Below are 14560 nucleotides of genomic sequence, written 5' to 3' on the forward strand. Positions count from 1 at the left end.
CGCATTCCCCAGGGTGCGGCACCGGGCCGGGGCCCGGCGCCTCCTCGCCTGCTGGCACACGAAGGGATCTGCTTTCTCCCATGTATTCGGCATCGTCCTCCGTGTCCGCCCCGCCCCGTCCCGTTCCGCCCCGGCCGGCCGCGAGCCGCCAGGGCTTCCCCGTCGTGCCCGAACCGGCGCTCAGAGCGCGGCCGGCGGCCGGCCTGCGGCGCGCGACGCTCGGCGGGACCCATCCGCTCAGCGGGAGACTCGACTTGACCGGCCCGCAGGGAGCCCAGCTGCGTACCGCGGTCGCCGCCGTGCAGCGGATCTGTCCCGAGTTCACCCCCGTCCAGCTGCTGCGCCGCGGCGGCCGCACCGCCCTGCTGGTCGGCACCTCGGGGCGCGCCCCGGCCGTGGCGAAGTGCCTGCTGGACCACTCCCCCGCGTGGGCGGATCGTTTCCGCCACGAGATAGCGGCCTACCGCACCTTCGTCCGGCACCGCCCTCCGGTACGGGTCCCGCGGCTGATCGCCGCCGACCCGGAGAGCTGCGTGCTGGTGATGGAGCGGATGCCCGGCCGGGTGGTCTCGCCGCAGCGCCACCCCTCGCACACCCCGGCCCGCGGTGACGTACGGGCGGCCCTGGCGGCGTACGCGCGCATCAACGCGTGGCGCCCGCCGCCCGGTTCGTTCGACGCGCCGATCGACTACGCGGCGCGGCTCGGCCGTTACCACGAGCTGGGGCTGCTGACCGACCGGGACATGGGCGACCTGCAGAAGCTGCTGCACGGACTGGCCCACGCGCAGGGGCAGTTCTGCCACGGCGACGCCCTGCTGTCCAACGTCCTGCTGTCGCCCGCCGGACCGTCGCTGGTCGACTGGGAGCACGCGGGCTGGTATCTGCCGGGGTACGACCTGGCGGTGCTGTGGTCGGTGCTCGGCGACGACGAGGCGGCGCGCCGCCAGATCAGCCAGCAGGCGCAGAGTCAGGGCCCGGCCGCGCTGGACGCGTTCCTGGTGAACCTGATGCTCGTGCTGACACGGGAGATCCGCACCTACGAGACGGCCGTCCAGCGCACGATGCGCTCCACGGCCCCGCCGGCGCCGGGTGCCGCCGAGACCGGCGAGGAGCAGCGGCTGCTGCTGCGCCGGCTGCACGACGACTGCGGGCTGGCCCGCAGGGCGGTGCGCGCGGCGGTCGGCACCCGCTGAGCGGTCGGGCTGAGCGCGGGGGCTCAGCCGGCCTGGAACATCTCCGCGGGCAGCGGCTTGAGCAGCTGGTAGAGGTCGTCGGTGATCGGCCGGTCCCACGTGGCGATCGTCACCTGGACGCCGTCGCTGCGGTCGAACTGCGCGCAGGCGACGCGCGACTCGGAGATCTTGATGCGGCGCACGATCAGCAGCCCGTCGCCCTGCCAGACCGGGGTGTCCTCGGTCTCGGTCACCACCGCCGGCTCGTCGTTGCCGAGCGCGGCCAGCAGTTGCGCCACCTCGAAGGGCACCTGCCCCTCCTCCAGCTGGCGGGCGGGCGAGCCCTCCGGGAGGTTGCCGATGAGCATCGCGGGACCGCGCCCGCCGAAGAGGTCGTAGCGCAGGTAGATGCCCTCGCAGCGCCCGTCGGGGCCGGGCAGCAGGCCGGCGCCCAGGTCGCCGGGCCAGTCCCCCGGGTCCATCGCGAGAACGTCGAAGTCCGGCCCGGTGGGCGTGGCGGGGCGGCGGCGGAGGAAGGACATGCCGCCATGGTACTGGGCCGTGCTCAGCCCGCAGTGCCGCGTGCGGCGGTGATCAGCGCCAATTCGGCCCGGGCGCGCTCGGCCGTTCCGTCCGCGGCGCACTTCTCCGCGGTGGCCAGGCCCGCCCGCAGCCGCTCGGCGGCCTCCTCGTGATCGCCCGCCGTGCGCAGCGCGCTCCCGAGGTCGACGAGGGCGCCCGCGAGGTCGTGCGCCGCGGGCGAGGCGTCCAGGTGCGTCACGGCCTCCGCCAGCAACCGCGGCCGTTCGGCACCCGTGGTGACCTGGCCCGCGGCCCGCAGCGCCTGCCCGATCGCGGAGCCGGCGCCGTACTGCCGGGCCCGGCTCACGGCGTCCAGCGCGGTCGTCAGCGCGCTGTCCGGCGCCGTGTGCTGCTGGGCGAGCGCGAGGTGGATCTGCCAGGGGCACCAGGCGGGGTTGCGCCAGCCGCGCCGGTCCAGCCGGCCGCCGACCTCGGTCAGGACCGCGGCGGCATCGGCGTGCAGGCCCTGGGCGAGCAGCAGCTCGCCGTACACCGCCTGGGCGTCGGGGAAGGTGACGGCGGACGGGAAGGGCGCGTGGAAGGCCTGGTCCCCGGCGACCTCGACGGCGGGTGCTACCTGCCCGCGGGCCAGCAGCACCTCGACCAGGCCCGCCACCGCGTACCAGTGCACGGGGGTGCCGCGCCCGACGCGTTCGGCGAGCCGGAGGCCGTCGCGGGCGGCGCGCTCGGCGTCGGTGAGCCGGCCCTGGCGGTAGCGGACGTGGCCGAGCAGCACCTGGCCGAAGGCGAGATGGGCGCCGTGGAAGCCGAACCGCTCGAATTCCGCGACGCCGGTGGCGAACAGCTCCTCGGTGCGCTCGGGCCGGTCGGCGTAGGCGTAGGTCATGGCGACGAGCACCGGCACCTCGAAGCCGCGGGTCTCGTCGGCCCAGGGCAGGCCGCCGGCCAGGGCGCGTGCGGAGTGCCGCAGGGCTTCGGAGGACGGCTCGCCGCGCAGCGTCGCGTCCCACGCGCGCAGGCCGATGATGTAGCGCTCGGTGGCGTCCCGCCCGGTCAGCCGGTCGGCGAGCAGGGTCAGCCGCTTGGAGCGGCCCTGCGAGTCGGGCTCGTCGATGCGGAAGGCGTCCCACATGAACTGCTCGGCCTGCATGCGCAGCCGCCCGCGGGCGGTGGTGGCGCTGCGGGCGGCGCGGGCCACGACCTCGGCGGCCTCGCCGAGCTGGTCGCTGTGCGCGAGCGACTGCGACAGCCGGAAGACGATGCCGTCGCGCAGCGCCGGGTCGCCCGTGGGCTCCTCCAGCGCGGCCTTCAGATGGCCGACGGTGACGGAGGGTTCTAGCAGTTGCGAGGCGCACGCCAGCTCGTAGAGCACCGCGGCCCGGTCGTCGTCCTGCGGCGGCTCGCGCAGCGCCCGGCGCAGGTAGCTGCGGGCGGCCTCGCGCGCACCGGCGCGCAGGGTGTCGCGGGCGGCGGCCCGCAGCTGGGTGACGGCCCACGGGTCGCCGGCCGGGCGGGTCTCCAGCAGATGCCGGGCGGCGGCGCTGGGCCCGAGCCCGGCGTCCACGACCGACCACGCGGCCTGGGCGTGCAGGCCGGTCCTGATGGTGTCGGGGATGGCGCGGTAGACGGCGGTGGCGATCAGCGGGTGGACAAAATCCAGCGTCTCGCCGCCGGCGAGGATACGGGCGGCGCGCAGCCGCTCGGCGCAGTCGACGGCCTCCTCGTGGCCGAGCCCGGCGACGTCGGCGGCCAGTTCGGGCGTGCCGGCGGTGCCGAGCACGGCCGCCGCCCAGGCGAGCCGCACGGTGGACGGGCCGAGGCGGTCCAGGCGGCGGGCGAGGCCGGGGCCCTTGACGGCGGCGGCGAGGTCGCGCAGCTGGTGCAGGGCGGCGGCGTCCGGGGTGAGGCCGCTCTCGGCGACCTTGGCGGCCAGTTCGACGGCCTCGAAGGGATTGCCGGAGGTGACCTCGAAGCACTCGCGGCAGAAGGCGTCGTCGGCGTGGGCGCCCACGGCGTCGCGCACGATACGGGCGACGGCGGCCTCGGTGAGCGGCGGCAGCCCGATCGGGCGGTGGCCGGACCTGCCGGGCAGGCCGCGGAACGCCTCGGCGTCCGGCGGGAGTTCGTCCGGCCGGTAGCCGATGACGACGAGCATGGCCAGGTCGTCGGTGCGCGGCGCGAACGCGGCCAGCCAGTTGAGGGACTGCGCGTCGGCCCAGTGGGCGTCGTCGAGGACCAGCACCACGGGCGCGCGCCTGACGGCGAGGTGGGTGAGCACCCAGTCGAGGCCGTCGCGCAGCGCCTGGGCGTCCGACGCGTCGCCCTCGGCGGTGCACAGGCCGAGCGCGGGGCCGACGACGCGGTACCAACTTCCCAGCGCGGCCCGGGTCTCGGCCTCGCCGGCCGCGGCGAACTGCGGTTGCAGCAGCTGCCGGGCGACGTGGAAGGCGACGTGCTGCTGGTGTTCGCCGCCGCGTGCGGACAGCACGGTGCAGCCGCGGCCGGTGGCCTGCCGGCGTACCTCGGCGAGCAGCGCGGTCTTGCCCAGGCCCGCGGCTCCGGAGAAGGCGAGCAGGCCGCCGCTGCGCGCCGCGTCCTCGTACCCTGAGCCGTCGGCGCGCCGCCCGGTCAGCTCGTCCAGGGCCTCTTCCACGGCGAGGAGTTGGGCGTCGCGTTCCAGCAGCGCAGGCCGGAGCCGGGTGTGGCGCTGCGGCATGGGCACCCCCTCGCGGCCGGTGGGGCTCAGGCGTTCGCGCCGCCGCGCTCGCGGTCGCCTGTCGACCTCGTACGGCCTCACAGCGTACGCCGTCGGGTGCGGTGTGTGAGCGGGAACAGCCGCGCCGGTCGGCCACGAACAGGGGGCACGACCGGCCACGGCTCGCGGGGCGGCGGGGGCGTACGCGGGGCGCTGTCGCCCGGGCGGCCGCTGCGAGCCTGCCGTGCGGGGCGGCGCCGGTCCGGCGTGCCCGGGATACGTGCCGGGCCCGTTCCCCCGTGCGCCCCCGGTGCGCCCCATTACCGCCCGTAGCCGCCGCGGAGCGGGCTCACCCGGACGAGTGACGCCGCGTACGCGACGTGGGGTGGCCCCTGCGGGGCGGGTGCGGTGCGGACCATGCGGCGGACACGGCGGGAGCGGCCAGTGCGGCGAGTGCGGCCAGGTGTCGGTGCTGTGGCTTGCTGCGGAGTGCGCGGCCTGCCGACCGTGCGGCGGGTGCAGCGGGTACGGCCAGGGTGTCGGCGCTGCGGGGTGCGCGGCGTGCCGACCGCGCGGCAGGTGCGGCCGGGATGCCGGTGCGGTGGGCCTCCAGCAGTATTCGCGCGGCTCCCCCGTCCCGCCCCGTCCGCTACGCCGGGTCGGCGGGGCCGGACGCGGCGCGTTGCCGGGCGGCGTGGCGGGCGACGCGGGCGCGGTTGCCGCACGACGGTTTGCACCACTCCTGGCGGGTGTGCTCCTTGACGAAGTAGCGCACGCAGCGCGGCGCCGGGCACGCCCGCAGCCGCTCCCGGTCGGGGCCGGCGAGGAAGGCGATGGCGTGCCGGGCGAGCGCGGCGGCGACGAGGTCGGCGGCCCGCGGGGTGCGGGCGGCGGCGCGCGCGGCGGTCGCGGGCCCGCCGGCGGGCCACTCCAGCCGGGGCGCGTAAGGGACCAGCGCGGCGGCCGCGTTGAGCCGCTCCAAGGCCTGGCCGGCGGGCGGCAGCCGCCCCTCGTCCGCGGAGCTGGCCGGGCCGGGCCGCACCGCGCGGGCGAAGAGCGCGCGCAGTGCGGTGCGCACCTCGACGGCGGCGGCGAGCGCGGCCGCGTCGGCCGTGAAGTCCTCGGCGGTGAACGGGGCGGTGGCGCCGCCGCCCGCCGCGAGGTCGGCCCGCAGCGCGTCGGCGCGCGCCCGTACCCAGCGCGTCAGCCCGGCCGGCTCGGCGAGGTCGTCGGCGACGCCGCCGTGCCCGTCGTGGCGGATGGTGACGGCGAGGTCCAGCGCGAGATGATCAGCGGCCATGACCTAATGGTACGGTGAGCAAAAACCGTTAACACGGAGGGGGTGTCTGTGTCCGACCTGCGTGAACTGCTGCGCGGACTGGACGTGTTCGCCGGTGATCTGCCCGGTTTCGACCTCGGCTCGCTGCCGCCCGACCCGCGTGAGCTGTTCGTCGACTGGCTGCTCGCGGCCGTACGGGCCGGGGTGCGCGAGCCGCACGCGATGACCCTGTCCACCACGGGGGAGGACGGCGACCCGGCCGCCCGCGTGCTGATCCTCAAGGACGTCTCCCCCGACGGCTGGCACTTCGCCGCCGACGCGGGCGGCCGCAAGGGCCGCGAGCTGGCCGCGCGGCCCGCGGCCGCGCTCACCTTCTACTGGTCGCCGCTCGCCCGGCAGGTCCGGATCCGCGGCCGGGTGGAGCCGGGCGGCGCGGCCGGGAGCGCCGCGGACTTCCTGGCCCGCTCGCCCGCCGCGCGCGCCGAGGCGCTGCTCGGCCGGCAGTCCACGCCGCTGGCCGACCCGGCGGCCCGGGACACGGCGGTGCGCGAGGCCGCCGCCCGCGTCGAGGCCGACCCCGGGCTGGTCGCGCCGGGATGGACCGGCTACACACTGCACGCGCGGAGCGTCGAGTTCTGGCAGGGCGACCGGGACCGGCGGCACACCAGGGTCGTCTACACGCACACCGGCGAGGGATGGGAAAGGGGACTGCTGTGGCCGTGACCGAGCGGACGGCGGGCGGGACGGACGGCGAGGGGGCGGCCGAGCAGCCGGAGCCCGATCTGCAGGAGGCCTTCGCCGCAGGTCTGGCCAGGCTGCGCGGGCTCACCGGGGAGCTGACCGACGAGGCGCTGCGCGCCCCGAGCGCGCTGCCCGGCTGGACCCGCGGCCATGTCCTCACGCACATCGAGGGCGTCGGGCAGGCCCTCGCGCGACAGGCGCGCTACGCGCTGCGGGGCAGGACGATCGAGGTCTACGACGGCGGCAGGCCCGCGCGGGACGCCGCGATCGAGGCCGGACACGGGCGCCCCGCGGCGCGGTTGACCGCGGCGCTGGCCGACGCGCTGGACGAGGCGGAGGCGTCCTGGGCCGCGGTCGGGCCCGGCGACTGGGGGCGCCCGGTGGCGTACCGCGACGGCACCCTGCGCACGGTGGGGCTGGCCTGGTGGCGGGAGCTGGAGATCCACACGGTGGACGCGCTGCTCGGCGCGGGCCCTTCCGGCTGGTCGCCGCAGCTGTGTACCCACCTGCTCGACTTCCTGTCCGTGCGGGCGCCGGGCGGGGTCGGGCTGACGGTCACCGCCGTCGACACCGGCGAGGTGTGGACGTACGGCCGCGGGGCGCCGATCGCCGTCGAGGGCCGGCTCACCGATCTCGCGGCGTGGTTCGCCGGGCGCCGCCCGGAGGGGCCGTTGGAGGGCGGGCCGCTGCCGGAGCTGGGCAACTGGCCGTGACGGCCGGGGCGCGGCCCTGACACGAAAGGGCCGGGGTACGCGTCCGCGCGTGCCCCGGCCTGCTCCGCCGCGCTCAGGTGAGGTCGAACTCGCCGTCGCGCGCGCCGAGTACGAAGGCCCGCCATTCCGCGGGGGTGAAGATCAGCGCCGGACCGTCGGGGTGCCGGCCGTCGCGCATCGCGATGTAGCCCTCGACGAAGGCGATCTGCACATCGCCGTTGCCCTCCTTGCTCGACAGCCATTCGGCGTCCGTCAGGTCGAGCTTGGGCTTCTTCCCGTCCGCCACCGGCTGTCCCGTGGTGCTTTCCGCCACGTCGTGCTCCTCCCGCTGCGTTGCGTGTCCACCACACTAGCGGCCGTGGCGCACGCCGACACAAGATGGCGGAAGCCGCCCGCGGCGGGGCCGGTTCCGATCGCGCCGGGGCCACTTCGGGGGCGGTTCGCGAGCGAGAACGGTCCGTTGTGAACACCGGGCGGCCCGGCGGGGGCTGCAGGTAGGGTGACCGCACATGACCGCACATGATCACGGACGCCGCGGCGGCTCCCCGCTCGCCCCCGGCCTCGACCCGGCGCGCACCGCGCTGGTCACGATCGACCTCATGGACCGCATCATCGCGTTACCCCTCGCCCCGCTGCCCGGCCCCGCGGTGCTCGCCGCCGCGCTCGAACTGGCCGGCGCCTTCCGGGCCGCGGGCGCCACGGTGGTGGCCGTCCGGACGCAGCGGCCGGGCGTCACCGAGCAGCCGGCCGGCAGCGGTCTGGCGGCGGGCGTGGCGCGGGACGGCGACCTCGTCGTCGTCAAACGCACCATCGGCGCCTTCCTGGACACGGGCCTGCACGAACTGCTGCGCGAGCGCGGTGTGGACACCCTGGTGCTCGCCGGGATCGCCACCAACCTGGGCGTGGAGTCCACCGCCCGGGCCGCCTGCGACCTGGACTACCGGCTGGTCTTCGCGTCCGACGCGATGGCGGCGCTGACCGCTGCCGAGCACGAGGCCGCGGTCGCACTGGACTTCCCGCGCTTCGGCACCGTCGTGAGCACCGCGCAGATCGGCTTCGCCCCCGCGGGCTGAACGGCCGGGGCCGGCCGGGGCACGCAGCGGGAAGGACGCGCGCAGCGTCGCCCCCGGTCCGCCGCCGGGGACGACCTGGAGCCAGGCGCGGTGGGCGAGCGCGATGTCGCGGGCGATCGGCAGGCCGAGTCCCGATCCGCCGGTGTCGCGGGTCCGCGCGTGGTCGAGCCGGGTGAAGCGGTCGAAGACGGTGGCGTGGTGCTCGGGCGGGATGCCGGGCCCGTCGTCGGCGACGTCCAGCCGCGCCCGGCCGCGTACCCCGTCGCGGGTCAGCTCGACGGTCACCGTCCCCGACGCGTGCCGCACCGCGTTGTCGACGAGGTTGGCCACCATCCGCCGCAGGTGGTCGGGCGAGCCGTCGATCAGCACGTCGGGGGTGAGCCGCATCCGTACCGCGACGTCGGCGCGCGGCCGGGCCCGCGCCGCCTCCTCGGCGACGATCTGCGCCAGGTCCGTCTCCCGGGTGCGGATCGGCTCGCGGGCGTCGAGCCGGGCGAGCAGCAACAGGTCGGCGGTGAGCGTCTGGAGGCGCTCGACGTCGGTGAGCGCCTCGCGGGCGAGGGGCTGCTGCGACGGCGCGGCAAGCTCCAGGCGGGTGCGCAGCACCGCCATCGGGCTGCGCAGCTCGTGCGCCGCGTCGGCGACGAACTGCCGGTGCGCGCCGACCGCTCGCTGCAGCCGGTCGAGGGTGGCGTTGACGGTACGGGCCAGGGCCGCGACCTCGTCGCGCGCGTCCGTCTCGGGCACGCGCTCGTGCAGATCCCGCGCGGTGATCCCGTCGACCTTCGCCCGGATCGCGGACACCGGGCGCAGTGCCCGTCCGGTGGCGTGCCAGCTCAGCAGGGCGACGAGTGCGAGCAGCGCGGGGATGCCCGGGACCAGCACCCAGGTGAGGGTGCGCATCGCGGCGCGGACCGGCGCGAGGGACGCGGTGCCCTGGACGGTGACCGGGCCCGCGCCGGTGTCCACGTTCACCGAGACGACCAGCGTGCCTGTGCCCTTCCCGGGCGGCGGTGTCCCCGGCGGCAGCGGCGCCTGACCCACGGCTCCGCCGGCGACCGTCATGCCGCCACCGGGCGCGCCGTACTGCTCCAGGAACCGCGCCGCCTTCTGCCCCGCGTCCTGGACGGCCAGCTCCCGCGCCGAGCGGGTCAGGCTCGCGTGCAGCGACAGCAGGAGCGCGGCCGCGGCGAGGCCGAGGGCCACCGCCACCACGGCGGTCGCGGCGAGCGTGGTGCGCAGCCGGACGCTCATCTCAGGCCTCCAGCCGGTAGCCGGCGCCGCGGACGGTGCGCAGCGTGCTGCGGCCGAAGGGCTTGTCGATCTTGCGGCGCAGCGCGCTGATGTAGACCTCGACCACGTTGGAGTCACCGTCGTAGGCGAAATCCCAGGCCCGCGCGAGCAGTTCGGACTTGGGCACCACCTCGCCGGGCCGCCGGGCCAGGCAGTGCAGGATCGCGAACTCCTTGGGCGTGAGCGGGATCAGCACGTCGCCGCGGCTCGCGCGCAGCCCCGCCGGGTCGACCCGCAGGTCGCCCACCGCCAGCACCGCGGGGCGCTCGCGGAGCCCGCGCCGCACGAGGGCGCGCAGCCGGGCGAGCAGCACGACGTAGGAGAAGGGCTTGGTGAGGTAGTCGTCGGCGCCGGTGTCGAGCCCCTCGGCCTCGTCGTACTCGCCGTCCATCGCCGTGAGCATGAGGATCGGCGTCCACACGCCGGCCTCGCGCAGCCTGCGGCAGACGCCGTAGCCGTCCAGCTCCGGGAGCATCACGTCGAGCACGATCGCGTCGTAACCGTGCTCGGTGGCCATCCAGAGCCCCTCGCGCCCGTCGTGCGCGAGGTCGACGGCGAAGCCCTCGCGGCTCAGCCCGTCGGCGAGGAGTTCGGCCAGCCTGCGTTCGTCTTCCACCACGAGTATGCGCACCTCCCCAGCGTGCGGGCTGCCACCTAAGGCGAACATGAAGATCATCTGGCGGGCCTTCAGGTCCGCTTCACCCGCCGCGGACGAGCCTGCTGACCGCCGGACCGGCCGGTCCGGCGATCTCGAACGGGAGACAGCACACGATGATCGACAAGAGGATTGCCGCGGGCTTCGCCCTCGTGGCCGGGCTGGGCCTGGCGAGCGTCGCGGCGGCGCCGGTCAGCGGCGCCGCGACACCGTCGGCCGCGCACGCGGCCCACGCGCAGCCCGCCGGCAAGGACGGCGGCAAGAGCAGCGGGAAGGGCGGGGCCAAGGGCGGCAAGCAGGTCGTCTGCATCGTCCAGGTCGGCAAGCCGGGTGGCAAGGGCGGCCCGGTCACGCTGCCGCCGCTGCCCGGGAGGCCCGGCGGGCCCGGCAAGGGCACCGGGGACAAGGTCGTGGTGAAGGTCGTGAACGGCAAGGTCACGGTCTACGTCAACGGCAAGCCCGCGCCCGCGGGTTCGGTGCACGTCGGTACGGGCGCCGAATGCCCGGCGCCGCCGAAGGGCCTGCCCGGCGCCGGCGGTGTCACCACGCAGCCCGGCAAGGGCGGCGTGAGCGTGCACCCCGGTGCGGGCGGCGTGGTCCTCAAGGGCGCGCCGGGCGCGGACGAGGCGGGCCTGACGGTGTCCGGCCTGCACGTCTGACCTGCCCGAACCGCACCATCGCGGCCGGGGCGGCCCCCTACGGGGGAGGGGCCGTCCCGGCCTTCCGGCTTTCCGGCTGGCTTTCTGTACCTACTAGTATGTACACTGCGATCATGGAGACGTCGGAACGACTCATCGAGAGCGCGCAGGCGCTGCTGTGGGAGCGCGGGTACGTCGGCACCAGCCCCAAGGCCATCCAGGAACGGGCGGGCGCCGGGCAGGGCAGCATGTACCACCACTTCCGCGGCAAGCCCGACCTCGCGGTCACCGCGATGCGCCGCAGCGCCGCGCAACTGCGGGCCCAGGCCGAGGAGCAGATCGCCCGCGGCGGCACCGCGCTGGAGCGGGCCACCGCCTACCTCGTCCGCGAGCGCGACGCGCTGCGCGGCTGCCGCGTCGGGAGGATGGCGATGGACCCCGACGTGATCGCGAGCCCCGAACTGCGCGCGCCCGTGCAGGAGACCTTCGCCTGGCTGATTGGCCACCTCTCCGGCGTCATCGCCGAGGGCGTCGCGTCCGGCGAGCTGCGGCCCGGCCTCGACCCGGACGACACCGCCGCGGCGATCGTCGCCGTCGTCCAGGGCGGGTACGTGCTGGCCCGCGCCGCCGACTCGCAGGAGCCCTTCGACGCCGCCGTCCGCGGGGCGGTCGCCCTCCTCGCGGCCCAGGCCGTCCCCCGCGCGTGAACCGCGGCCGTACCCCCGTAACCAGCCGAGACCTCAGGAGGACGTGCTCGTGCACGCCATGAACTACCGGATCACCCTGCCCGCCGACTACGACATGCGGATCATCCGCCACCGGGTCGCCACCAAGGGCCATCTGCTCGACGACTTCCCGGGGCTCGGCCAGAAGGCCTATCTGATACGGGAGCGGGGCGTCGACGGCTCGCCCGTCAACCAGTACGCCCCCTTCTACCTGTGGAACACCCCCGAGGGCATGAACAGCTTCCTGTGGGGAGCCGGTTTCCAGGGCCTGTGCGCCGACTTCGGGCGCCCGGCCGTCGAGCACTGGACGGGGCTCGGCTTCGCCCGTGGCTCCGCCTACGAGGCCGCGCCGCGCGCCGCCGCCCGCCGCGCGTACCCGATTCCCGCCGGTACGGCCCCGGCCGAGGCGGTCGAGCGCGGCCTGGAGGACCTGGCGCGCACCGCGGAACGGCCCGGCGTGCACTCCACCGCGCTCGTCGTCGACCCGCGGCACTGGGAGCTGCTCCATTTCACCCTCTGGGAGGACACCGTGCCCGACACGCCCGAATCACCCGGCGAGGAGCGCTACCAGGTGCTGCACCTGTCGCGCCCGGAGCTCGACAAGCTGCCCGAGGGGAGGATGTGGTGATGCGCGAGTCCGTGATCGACCGCGCGGCCGGCTACCGGCTGCTCGGCGAACTCGCCGGCCCCGAGACGATCGAGGGCACCCTGGCCGGCCTGGACGCGCTGGCACCCGGCTTTCCCGACTGGATCGTCACCAGCCTCTTCGGCGGGACGTACCAGCGCGACGGCCTGGAGCTGCGCGACCGGCAGATCGCCACGATGGCCGCGCTCACCGCGCTCGGCGGGGTCGAGCCGCAGCTCGACGACCACGTCCGCAACAGCCTGCGGATCGGCGTCGAACCGCGGGAGATCGTCGAGGTGATGGTGCATCTGGCGCCCTACGTCGGGGTGCCCAAGGCCCTCGCGGGCCTGCGCGTCGCCGCGGCGGTGCTGCGCGAGACCGAGCCGGAGGAGGCCCCGTGACCGGGCCCCGCACCGTCCGCACGGTGCTCGGCGACATCGGGCCCGCCGCGCTCGGCCTCGTCGACGCGCACGACCACCTCTTCCTGCGCAGCCCCGCGCTGCCCCTCCCGCTCGACGACGAGGAGGCCGCGCTCGGCACGCTGCGGACCTTCCGCGACCTCGGCGGCGGGGCGCTCGCCCAGTGGACGCCGTTCGCCATGGGGCGGCACTCCGACCGGCTGGTCGCGGCCTCACGTGCCACGGGGGTGCACGTGATCGCCGCGACCGGCCTCCACCAGGAGGTGCACTACGCGCCGGAGCTGCTGCGGGAGCTGCGCCGCGGCGACACGCTCGCCGAACTCTTCACCGCCGAGCTGACCGAGGGCACAGTCGTGGGCGACGACCCCGGTGGGGCGCGGAGCGGGCCGCGAGCCGGGATGATCAAGGTCGCCGGGATGTTCCACGCCCTCGACGACCACACCCGCTGGGTCATGGCCGCGGCCGCGCAGGCCCACCACGCCACGGGGGCGCCCATCGGAATCCACCACGAGATGGGCACCGCGGCGGTGGACGTCCTCGGGCTGCTCCACGGCGAACTCGGGGTGCCCGCGAGCAGCCTGCTGCTCGGGCACCTCAACCGCTTCCCCGATCCCGGGGTGCACCGCGAACTCGCCGCCGCGGGGGCGTACCTGGCCTTCGACGGGCCGAGCCGGGCGCACAGCGCGACCGATCCGTGGCTGGTCGAATCCCTCGTCGCCCTCGCCGCGGCGGGCCACACCGCCCAACTGCTGCTCGGCGCCGACACGACGGCGCCAGGCGCGGGCCCCGGCGCGGCGTATCTTCTGCGGACCCTGCGCCCCCGCCTCATCCGCGAACTCGGCCTCGCGGCGGCGGAAGCGATTTTCGCCGCCAACCCGGCGCGGGCTCTCTCCGCGCCGTGGCCCCGCTAGGCCCGCGCCCCGGACGCGCTCCGGTACCTCTCCCCCGGCGGGGGCTGAGCAAGCTCAGGTGATTGCCACTTGGCGTGGCAGGCCGCCTTTCCGCCCGGTGGGGGCTGGTCGCGCAGTTCCCCGCGCCCCTAAAAACGCTCGCCCTCTCCCCGCAAGGCCCGCCCCCCCGCAGAGGGAAGCGCCCGTCAGGGGCTCGCGTATGCCGCGCGGGGCGACTAACCAGGGGCGCGGGGAACTGCGCGACCAGCCACAGGAGAGGGACGGTCCCGCGACGGCGGGAAGTGGCAGCCCGGCGGGAAGGGGCGCGGGGCACCGCGAGCGGCGCCCCCGAGCGTCGTCGGGCTCACCTCTCGGAGAGGAATGCCCGGGTCGCCGCGACGAAGTCGGAAAAGCGGTCGTCGTGGATCATGTGACCCGCGGGGATCGTGGTGAAGCGGGCGCCGGGGATGCGGGCGGCGACGTCCGCGAGCTGGTCCTGCGGGATGTGGCTGCTCGGGCCGCCCCCGAGGACCAGCGTCGGGGCGGTGATCTCGGCGAGCCCCTCACGATGCCGCGCCGCGGGCGCGTTGCGCTGGCGGGCGACCGCGGCGACGACCCGCCAGTCGTAGCCGGTGGGTTCGGGGCCGGGCCCCGGGCCCGCGGGCACCGGACGGGGCGGGTCGGCGGGGAAGGGCAGCGGGCCGTCCTCCAGGACCAGGCGGCGGACGGCCGCGGGCCGGTCCATGGCGACGAGCGAGGCCACCATCGTGCCGAGGGAGTGCGCGACGACGGCGGCCCCGTCGATCCGCAACTCGTCCAGCAGCGCGAAGACGTCGTCCCGCATCGCCTCGAAGGTGTAGTCGTCGGCGCGGTCGCTGTCGCCGTGGCCGCGCAGGTCGAGCGCGGTGGTGCGCCAGCCGTCCGCGGCGAGCGCGGGGGCGACCTCGGCCCAGGAGCCGCGGTTCTCGCCGAGCGCGTGCAGGAGCAGCAGCGGGGGTCCGCCGGCGGGGCCGTCCTGCTCGTAGGCCAGCCGGACACCGCCGGAGCGGAAGGTGCGCATCGCGTTCATGCTCCCGGACCCTAATTCCGGCCCCGCGGC

15 protein-coding genes and 1 pseudogene are annotated in these 14560 nt (G+C 76.2%); 9 read left to right on the plus strand and 7 right to left on the minus strand.

The window, feature by feature from the left end; genetic code table 11:
- Positions 1-80: 80 nt before the first annotated feature.
- Positions 81-1193 carry an aminoglycoside phosphotransferase family protein gene (locus tag ACH4SL_RS31885; protein ID WP_398452132.1) on the plus strand — a complete coding sequence of 371 codons (1113 nt, stop codon included), beginning with the start codon at positions 81-83 and terminating at the stop codon, positions 1191-1193.
- A 23-nt stretch (positions 1194-1216) separates the two neighbouring features.
- On the opposite strand, the gene ACH4SL_RS31890 is transcribed toward ACH4SL_RS31885, so the two are convergent.
- The 3 genes from ACH4SL_RS31890 to ACH4SL_RS31900 form a co-directional block, all read right to left on the minus strand.
- Positions 1217-1714, minus strand: a complete 498-nt coding sequence (locus tag ACH4SL_RS31890) for a hypothetical protein (protein WP_031523462.1) — start codon at positions 1712-1714, stop codon at positions 1217-1219.
- A gap of 23 nt (positions 1715-1737) precedes the next feature.
- Positions 1738-4431 (minus strand): ATP-binding protein, encoded by a 2694-nt coding sequence (locus ACH4SL_RS31895; RefSeq protein WP_398452135.1) that lies wholly within the window; start codon positions 4429-4431, stop codon positions 1738-1740.
- A gap of 628 nt (positions 4432-5059) precedes the next feature.
- Positions 5060-5710: an ABATE domain-containing protein gene (locus ACH4SL_RS31900; RefSeq protein ID WP_398452138.1), complete on the minus strand. Its 651-nt coding sequence runs from the start codon at positions 5708-5710 to the stop codon at positions 5060-5062.
- A 48-nt stretch (positions 5711-5758) separates the two neighbouring features.
- On the opposite strand from ACH4SL_RS31900, the gene ACH4SL_RS31905 reads away from it, so the two are divergent.
- Together ACH4SL_RS31905 and ACH4SL_RS31910 are read left to right on the plus strand one after the other, a co-directional pair.
- The gene (locus tag ACH4SL_RS31905) at positions 5759-6412 is read left to right on the plus strand and encodes a pyridoxal 5'-phosphate synthase (RefSeq protein WP_398452141.1); all 654 of its coding nucleotides are present in this window, start codon (positions 5759-5761) and stop codon (positions 6410-6412) included.
- Positions 6403-7143, plus strand: a complete 741-nt coding sequence (locus ACH4SL_RS31910) for a maleylpyruvate isomerase family mycothiol-dependent enzyme (protein WP_398452144.1) — start codon at positions 6403-6405, stop codon at positions 7141-7143. The genes ACH4SL_RS31905 and ACH4SL_RS31910 overlap by 10 nt, the downstream gene beginning before the upstream one ends.
- 73 nt (positions 7144-7216) lie before the next feature.
- On the opposite strand, the gene ACH4SL_RS31915 is transcribed toward ACH4SL_RS31910, so the two are convergent.
- Entirely contained in the window at positions 7217-7456 is a 240-nt protein-coding gene (locus tag ACH4SL_RS31915) for a DUF397 domain-containing protein (protein WP_398452147.1), read from the minus strand.
- 196 nt (positions 7457-7652) lie between these two features.
- Here ACH4SL_RS31915 and ACH4SL_RS31920 point away from each other — a divergent pair, with 196 nt between their 5' ends.
- A complete protein-coding gene (locus ACH4SL_RS31920) occupies positions 7653-8216 on the plus strand; it encodes an isochorismatase family protein (RefSeq protein ID WP_398452149.1) in 564 nt (187 codons plus the stop codon).
- Between the two features lie 33 nt (positions 8217-8249).
- On the opposite strand, the pseudogene ACH4SL_RS31925 reads toward ACH4SL_RS31920, so the two are convergent.
- Both ACH4SL_RS31925 and ACH4SL_RS31930 read right to left on the minus strand, forming a co-directional pair.
- Positions 8250-9470: pseudogene (locus ACH4SL_RS31925) on the minus strand (ATP-binding protein); the annotation flags it as partial.
- A gap of 1 nt (position 9471) precedes the next feature.
- Entirely contained in the window at positions 9472-10140 is a 669-nt protein-coding gene (locus ACH4SL_RS31930) for a response regulator transcription factor (RefSeq protein ID WP_398452152.1), read from the minus strand.
- Between the two features lie 140 nt (positions 10141-10280).
- Here ACH4SL_RS31930 and ACH4SL_RS31935 point away from each other — a divergent pair, with 140 nt between their 5' ends.
- The 5 genes from ACH4SL_RS31935 to ACH4SL_RS31955 all read left to right on the plus strand — a co-directional run bounded on the left by ACH4SL_RS31935 (position 10281) and on the right by ACH4SL_RS31955 (position 13482).
- Positions 10281-10823 (plus strand): hypothetical protein, encoded by a 543-nt coding sequence (locus tag ACH4SL_RS31935; protein WP_398452155.1) that lies wholly within the window; start codon positions 10281-10283, stop codon positions 10821-10823.
- A gap of 113 nt (positions 10824-10936) precedes the next feature.
- Positions 10937-11509: a TetR family transcriptional regulator C-terminal domain-containing protein gene (locus ACH4SL_RS31940; protein ID WP_398452158.1), complete on the plus strand. Its 573-nt coding sequence runs from the start codon at positions 10937-10939 to the stop codon at positions 11507-11509.
- Positions 11510-11558: 49 nt separating this feature from the next.
- The gene (locus ACH4SL_RS31945) at positions 11559-12155 is read left to right on the plus strand and encodes a DUF4865 family protein (protein WP_398452161.1); all 597 of its coding nucleotides are present in this window, start codon (positions 11559-11561) and stop codon (positions 12153-12155) included.
- Complete coding sequence (locus ACH4SL_RS31950) at positions 12155-12553, plus strand: carboxymuconolactone decarboxylase family protein (protein ID WP_398452164.1); 399 nt, start codon at positions 12155-12157, stop codon at positions 12551-12553. Before ACH4SL_RS31945 ends, ACH4SL_RS31950 begins: the two co-directional genes overlap by 1 nt.
- Positions 12550-13482: a phosphotriesterase gene (locus ACH4SL_RS31955; RefSeq protein ID WP_398452167.1), complete on the plus strand. Its 933-nt coding sequence runs from the start codon at positions 12550-12552 to the stop codon at positions 13480-13482. Before ACH4SL_RS31950 ends, ACH4SL_RS31955 begins: the two co-directional genes overlap by 4 nt.
- 343 nt (positions 13483-13825) lie before the next feature.
- Here ACH4SL_RS31955 and ACH4SL_RS31960 read toward each other — a convergent pair whose 3' ends face one another.
- Positions 13826-14530 (minus strand): alpha/beta fold hydrolase, encoded by a 705-nt coding sequence (locus ACH4SL_RS31960; RefSeq protein ID WP_398452170.1) that lies wholly within the window; start codon positions 14528-14530, stop codon positions 13826-13828.
- Between the last annotated feature and the right edge of the window lie 30 nt (positions 14531-14560).

Source organism: Streptomyces sp. NPDC021020 (genome assembly GCF_044333285.1).
Taxonomy (GTDB): Bacteria; Actinomycetota; Actinomycetes; order Streptomycetales; family Streptomycetaceae; genus Actinacidiphila.

Bases quoted from the DNA above. Each gene is read 5' to 3' on its own strand.
- ACH4SL_RS31885 (WP_398452132.1), top strand. From the start codon at position 81: ATGTATTCGGCATCGTCCTCCGTGTCCGCCCCGCCCCGTCCCGTTCCG.
- ACH4SL_RS31890 (WP_031523462.1), bottom strand. From the start codon at position 1,714: ATGTCCTTCCTCCGCCGCCGCCCCGCCACGCCCACCGGGCCGGACTTC.
- ACH4SL_RS31895 (WP_398452135.1), bottom strand. From the start codon at position 4,431: ATGCCGCAGCGCCACACCCGGCTCCGGCCTGCGCTGCTGGAACGCGAC.
- ACH4SL_RS31900 (WP_398452138.1), bottom strand. From the start codon at position 5,710: ATGGCCGCTGATCATCTCGCGCTGGACCTCGCCGTCACCATCCGCCAC.
- ACH4SL_RS31920 (WP_398452149.1), top strand. From the start codon at position 7,653: ATGACCGCACATGATCACGGACGCCGCGGCGGCTCCCCGCTCGCCCCC.
- ACH4SL_RS31935 (WP_398452155.1), top strand. From the start codon at position 10,281: ATGATCGACAAGAGGATTGCCGCGGGCTTCGCCCTCGTGGCCGGGCTG.
- ACH4SL_RS31940 (WP_398452158.1), top strand. From the start codon at position 10,937: ATGGAGACGTCGGAACGACTCATCGAGAGCGCGCAGGCGCTGCTGTGG.
- ACH4SL_RS31950 (WP_398452164.1), top strand. From the start codon at position 12,155: ATGCGCGAGTCCGTGATCGACCGCGCGGCCGGCTACCGGCTGCTCGGC.
- ACH4SL_RS31960 (WP_398452170.1), bottom strand. From the start codon at position 14,530: ATGAACGCGATGCGCACCTTCCGCTCCGGCGGTGTCCGGCTGGCCTAC.